This is a genomic window from Mesorhizobium sp. M7A.F.Ca.CA.002.04.1.1 (genome assembly GCF_004022805.1).
Classification (GTDB): domain Bacteria; phylum Pseudomonadota; class Alphaproteobacteria; order Rhizobiales; family Rhizobiaceae; genus Mesorhizobium; species Mesorhizobium ciceri.
Window position 1 is genome coordinate 1 of the sequence record NZ_RZPL01000537.1, and the last position, 4,095, is coordinate 4,095.

The 4,095-nt window shown below is 61.9% G+C and carries 4 protein-coding genes; 3 read left to right on the forward strand and 1 reads right to left on the reverse strand.

The window, feature by feature from the left end; genetic code table 11:
* Window positions 1–48: 48 nt before the first annotated feature.
* Window positions 49–1,104, reverse strand: a complete 1,056-nt coding sequence (locus ENZ75_RS23625) for a sugar phosphate isomerase/epimerase (protein WP_063169045.1) — start codon at window positions 1,102–1,104, stop codon at window positions 49–51.
* A 400-nt stretch (window positions 1,105–1,504) separates the two neighbouring features.
* Here ENZ75_RS23625 and ENZ75_RS23630 point away from each other — a divergent pair, with 400 nt between their 5' ends.
* The 3 genes from ENZ75_RS23630 to ENZ75_RS23640 form a co-directional block, all read left to right on the forward strand.
* Window positions 1,505–2,392 carry a sugar phosphate isomerase/epimerase gene (locus ENZ75_RS23630; RefSeq protein WP_013529508.1) on the forward strand — a complete coding sequence of 296 codons (888 nt, stop codon included), beginning with the start codon at window positions 1,505–1,507 and terminating at the stop codon, window positions 2,390–2,392.
* Between the two features lie 59 nt (window positions 2,393–2,451).
* Window positions 2,452–3,621 carry a mandelate racemase/muconate lactonizing enzyme family protein gene (locus tag ENZ75_RS23635; protein ID WP_013529507.1) on the forward strand — a complete coding sequence of 390 codons (1,170 nt, stop codon included), beginning with the start codon at window positions 2,452–2,454 and terminating at the stop codon, window positions 3,619–3,621.
* A gap of 2 nt (window positions 3,622–3,623) precedes the next feature.
* Window positions 3,624–4,095, forward strand: a 472-nt coding sequence (locus ENZ75_RS23640) for an FCD domain-containing protein (RefSeq protein WP_164887955.1), incomplete at its 3' end; no start/stop codon positions are given.

A 4,095-nucleotide genomic window follows, 5' to 3' on the forward strand; every position in this document is an offset into this window, starting at 1 on the left:
CACCCGGCCTTTGGGCCACCCTCCCCGCGAAGGGGAGGGAAAATCGAGCTAGATTCCCATCATGGCGCGCAGCAACTTCTTGTCGGTGGTGCCAGCGGCGAAGTCGTCGAATGCCTTTTCCGTCACCCGGATGATGTGGTGCTCGATGAAAGGCGCGCCTTCGGCCGCACCATCCTCCGGATGCTTCAGGCAGCACTCCCACTCCAGCACCGCCCAGGAATCATAATTGTACTGCGTCAGCTTGGAGAAGATGCCGCCGAAATCCACCTGTCCATCGCCCAGCGAACGGAAGCGCCCGGCGCGGTTGGTCCAGCTCTGATAGCCGGAATAGACGCCTTGCCGGCCGGTCGGGTTGAACTCGGCGTCCTTGACGTGGAACGCCTTGATGCGCTCGTGATAGATGTCGATGAATTCGAGATAGTCGAGCTGCTGCAGCAGGAAATGCGACGGATCGTAATTGATGTTGCAGCGCCTGTGGCCGCCGACCGCGTCGAGGAACATCTCGAAAGTGGCGCCGTCGAAAACGTCTTCAGACGGGTGAATTTCATAGCCGACATCGACGCCGTTGTCCTCGTACACGTCGAGAATCGGCTTCCAGCGTTTGCCGAGCTCGCCAAACGCTTCCTCAATGAGTCCAGCCGGCCGCTGCGGGAACGGATAGAGGTAAGGGAAAGCCAGCGAGCCGGTAAACGACACTGAAGCATTCAGGCCTAGATTACGCGATGCTTTAGCGCCGAACTTCATCTGCTCGACAGCCCACTTCTGCCGGGCTGCGGGATTGTTGTGCACCGATGGCGGCGCAAAGCCATCCATCTGCGCGTCATAGGCAGGATGCACCGCCACCAATTGCCCCTGCAGATGCGTCGACAATTCCGTGATCTCGACGCCGGCGTCGGCGCAAATGCCTTTCACCTCGTCGCAATAGGCCTTGGAAGAGGCCGCCTTCTTGAGATCGAACAGCCGCGCGTCCCAGGTCGGGATCTGCACGCCCTTGTAGCCGAGACCGGCCGCCCATTTGGTGATCGACGCCAGTGAGTTGAACGGCGCGGCGTCGCCCGCGAACTGCGCCAGAAACAGCCCCGGGCCCTTCATTGTCGTCGGCATCGGCATCCTCCCTCATTTCTCTCGCGACCGAGCATAGCGCCGATTGGAAACAGGGCCAGCCACTTTGGTCTTTTCTCAACGGGCGCTTGCACGCACCACCATTCTGGTATTACCAAATGTGGAATTTTGGTCAAGCCTTGCAATGCGCCATCATGACCCCAAAACCACCCGGCGCAGGCATATATATCTCAATATAATCAAGGAAATACTCCACAGCGAAAGTTGCATCCCGGCGCTTCTTGCCGATCCGGATAATTTGCTGTAGACCTCGCTTCAGGCCCAATTGGTCGAACCAGTTTGCGAGAAAAGGCTGGGAACGCCTTGGGGAGGAACCTTTGTGTCGCCTTTTGGCGATGCATGTCGCAGGCGAACCATAGAGACGAGTTGGGAAGGACAGACCATGCATCTTTCGACGCACAACTGGATGCGCGCGGAACCCTTGGAAACGACGCTCAAGCGCATCAAGAAATTCGGCTATGAGTCGATCGAGATTTCCGGCGAACCCGAGCAGTACAAAACCAGGGAGACCCGGGCGCTGCTGAAGGAGCATGGCATTCGTTGCTGGGGCGCGGTGACCCTGATGCTGGGCGAGCGCAACCTTGCCGCCAGGAACCAGGGCCAGCGCGAGCGTTCCGTTCAGTATGTCAAGGACGTGCTGACCATGGTCAGCGAACTCGATGGCGAGATCATCACGCTGGTTCCGGCGACCGTCGGCAAGGTCGTGCCTGACGGCACCGAGGAAGAGGAATGGAAGTGGGTCGTCGACGCCACCCGCGAATGCTTCACCCACGCCAAGAAGGTCGGCGTCAAGATCGCTGTTGAACCGCTCAACCGCTTCGAGACCTATCTGTTCAATCGCGGCGCCCAGGCGCTGGCTTTGGCCGACGCGGTCAGCCCCGAATGCGGTGTCTGCCTCGACGCCTACCACCTCCATATGGAAGAATTTAACGTCTATGACGCGATCCGGCAGGCCGGAAAGCGCCTGTTCGACTTCCATGTCGCCGACAACAACCGCTTCGCCGCCGGTCTCGGCCAGATCGACTGGCCGAAGATCGTCGCCACCTTGCGCGAGATCGGCTACGACGGCGCGCTGACCAACGAGTTCGTCGCGCCCGTCGACCGGACGCCGGCGGCCCCCTATCCCGACATGGTCGAGCGCAATCCGGTCGATATCTCGCCCGAACAGCTGAAGTTCATCCAGGACCACGGCTCCAGCGTGCTCACCGAGAAATTCTACACCGACCAGATGCGCATCAACGCCGAAACGTTGCTGCCGCTGATCAAGTAGTCGACTGCCTCAGGGAAATTCGCCCTTCCGCCCTGACCGGCGCAGGGCTGGGGAAGAATATGCGTATCAAGTCCGTCCAAGCCTGGTGGATCCGCGTTCCGATCGAAGCCGCTCGGCAGCACCGCAGCGACTTCGGTCAGGTGACGACCTTCGACGCCGCCATCCTGCGCATCGAGACCGATGACGGGCTGGTCGGCTGGGGCGAAGGCAAGAACGCCGCCGGCAGTGCCGGCAGCTACGGTGCACTCGTCCACATGCTGAACCATGAAGTCGGGCCGCAGCTGGTCGGCCGCGATCCGGCCGACATCGGCATCATCTGGGAGATGCTCTACAATGGCGTGCGCCACGACAGCGCCGCACGCGGCGGCCACGCCATGCCGCAGCTGGCGCGGCGCGGCATGAGCATCGCGGCGATCAGCGCCGTCGACATCGCGCTGTGGGACATTCTTGGCAAATCGCTTGGCGTTCCTGTCTGGCGGCTGCTCGGCGGCCGCAAGCTCGATCGCATGCCGGCTTACGCGTCCGGCGGCTGGGCGGCCGCCGACGCCATCGGCGAGCAGTTGAAATCCTATATCGCCAAGGGCGGTTTCAAGGCACTGAAGATGCGGGTTGGCGCCATGGACGGCGCGGCGCACATTTCCGCCACCCGCGTGCGCGCCGCACGGCAGGCGCTCGGCCCCGATGTCGAACTGATGGTCGACGCGCACGGCACCTACACGGTGGCTGAAGCCAAGCGCTTCATCCATCTCGTCAACGACCTTGACCTGGCGTGGTTCGAGGAACCTATCATCGCCGACGATAAGCCGGGCATGGCCGAAGTGCGGGCAAGTGGCGCCGTTCCGATTGCCACCGGCGAAAGCGAGGCGACCCGCTACGCCTTCCGCGACCTTGCCGTGCTCAAAGCCGCCGACATCTTCCAGCCCGATCCCGCCTTCTGCGGCGGCATCAGCGAGGCGATGAAGATCGGCACCATCGCCAGCGCCTTCAATCTGCGCTTTGCACCGCATTTGTGGGCCGGCGCGCCCTGTTTTTTCGCAGGCTTGCATGTCTGCGCCGCCTCGCCGTCGAGTTTCACCGTCGAATATTCGCTCGGCGCCAACCCGATGATCCATGATCTGGTCGAAGAGACTGTCGAAGCCAGGGACGGTATGATAGCGATCCCGGAAAAACCGGGTCTGGGATTCACCATTTCGGAGCGGTTCCTGGAGGCGCACGCGCAACGCGGTTGACGATGAAAGAAAAGAACCTTCTCGCGGAACTCGCTGCCTACCTGTTCTCCCATTCGGACAAGGAGAGCGGCCGAACGCCATCGGAGCGCGAACTGGCGGAGCATTTCGCCGTCAGCCGCGGTCAGATCCGCGAGGCGCTGGCCATCCTGGAGGCCATGCGCATCGTTGAGCGCCGGGCCAAATCCGGCATCTACATCGACACCAAGCAGGCCAGTGTGGAGGCCATGGCGCTCTTTGCCCGCGCGGGCCTCCCGCTCGACCCGATCCAGATCTACGAGACGGTCGAACTGCGCAAGATCCACGAGATCAAGGCGGCCGAACTTGCCTGTTCGCGTGCCACCGAGGAGAATTTCGAGCGGCTGCGCGAAATCCTGAAGGCTTCGGAAGAGCGCATCGCCGCCGGCGAAGGGCTTGCCAGGGAAGACCGCGAATTTCACCTCGAAATCGTGCGCGCCACCAAGAACAGCGTCTTCC

Excerpts from the sequence above, each read along its gene's own strand:
- ENZ75_RS23625 (WP_063169045.1), bottom strand. The coding sequence starts at position 1,104 with ATGCCGACGACAATGAAGGGCCCGGGGCTGTTTCTGGCGCAGTTCGCG.
- ENZ75_RS23630 (WP_013529508.1), top strand. The coding sequence starts at position 1,505 with ATGCATCTTTCGACGCACAACTGGATGCGCGCGGAACCCTTGGAAACG.
- ENZ75_RS23635 (WP_013529507.1), top strand. The coding sequence starts at position 2,452 with ATGCGTATCAAGTCCGTCCAAGCCTGGTGGATCCGCGTTCCGATCGAA.